1 protein-coding gene is annotated in these 1,290 nt (G+C 42.1%); it reads left to right on the forward strand.

Translation table 11 applies throughout. The features are described 5' to 3' along the window. On the forward strand, window positions 1–1,290 hold a 1,290-nt coding region (locus F7D20_RS03145; RefSeq protein WP_194253479.1), incomplete at both ends, for an RICIN domain-containing protein.

Genomic DNA, 1,290 nt, shown 5'->3' on the forward strand with positions numbered 1-1,290 from the left:
TCGGGTAACTTCAAAATCATGAACCGCAACAGTGGTAAGTATCTTGACTTGGATAATAACAAGACTGATAACAATACCGCAATCGTCCAGTTTGATGACGAGGGTGTAGATGCCTCTCAGACGTGGACATTTACAGAGGTGATGAAAGGTAAGGGTGTCTACTCCATCTGCTCCTATGGTAATAAGAACCGAGGTATGGATGTCGTTGATTTTTCTAAGGATAACGGAGCTCAGGTGCAACTATACGACTATTTGGGTAATCCTCATCAACAGTTTATTCTCTACGACTGTGGTGAAGGCTATTATCAACTTGTAGCTCGTAACAGTGGTAAAGTGGTAGAGATTCCACAATCAAGCAAAGGAAATGGTGAATGGATAAAAATCTACGACAACAATGGCACCCACACACAACAGTGGGCCGTGGTTGAGAACCGAAACGACGAGGCTTCTGCAGTTACATTGTATACCGATAAAGACTATAAGGGTAAAGCTGTGACCCTTTCTGAAGGCCAATATAACCTCAGTCGAATGGGGCTTTACAATCTGAAGGACAATGATATGAGTTCTTTGAAGGTCACTCCTGGTTTCAAGGTTACAATCTATGAGGATGACAATTTCAATGGCAAAAGTAAGTCATACACAGCCTCTGAGAGTTTCGTTGGTGAAGAATGGAATGATAAGATGTCTTCGTTGAAGGTTGAGGCATACGGAAAGAGTGGACTGTCAGGTGACTATAAGTTGCAAAACCGCAACAGTGGTAAGTTTCTTGATTTGGACAACAACAACACAGACAATAATACAGCCATCGTTCAATATGATGATGAGTACATAGATGCAACGCAGATATGGACATTGACAGAGATTGGTGGTGAAAAAGGTGTTTATTCTATATGTACTTCAGTCAACAAAAGGCAAGGTATGGATGTAGCCGATTGGTCGAAAAACGATGGCGCCCAGGTGCAACTCTATGAATATAACGGCAACAGGAATCAACAGTTCATCGTTGTCGAAAAGGGTGATGGTTATTATCAATTTGTTTCACGTCTTAGTGGTAAAGTGATAGAGATACCGAACTCGAGCAAGGACAATGGCGAGTGGATAAAGCTATATGACAACAATGGCACCAATACGCAACAGTGGAAATTCGTTAGTCCGTCAGTCTATACTGGCATCGTAAACACCGAAAGTCTCTCTGGGATGAACCTCAGAAAAGAGGGCAATACCATCATCGTGACAGGTGCAAAAGGCAAAGAATTGACTATCTATGATGTAAGCGGAAGACTGATACGT

The organism is Segatella copri, assembly GCF_009495355.1.
Lineage (GTDB): Bacteria > Bacteroidota > Bacteroidia > Bacteroidales > Bacteroidaceae > Prevotella.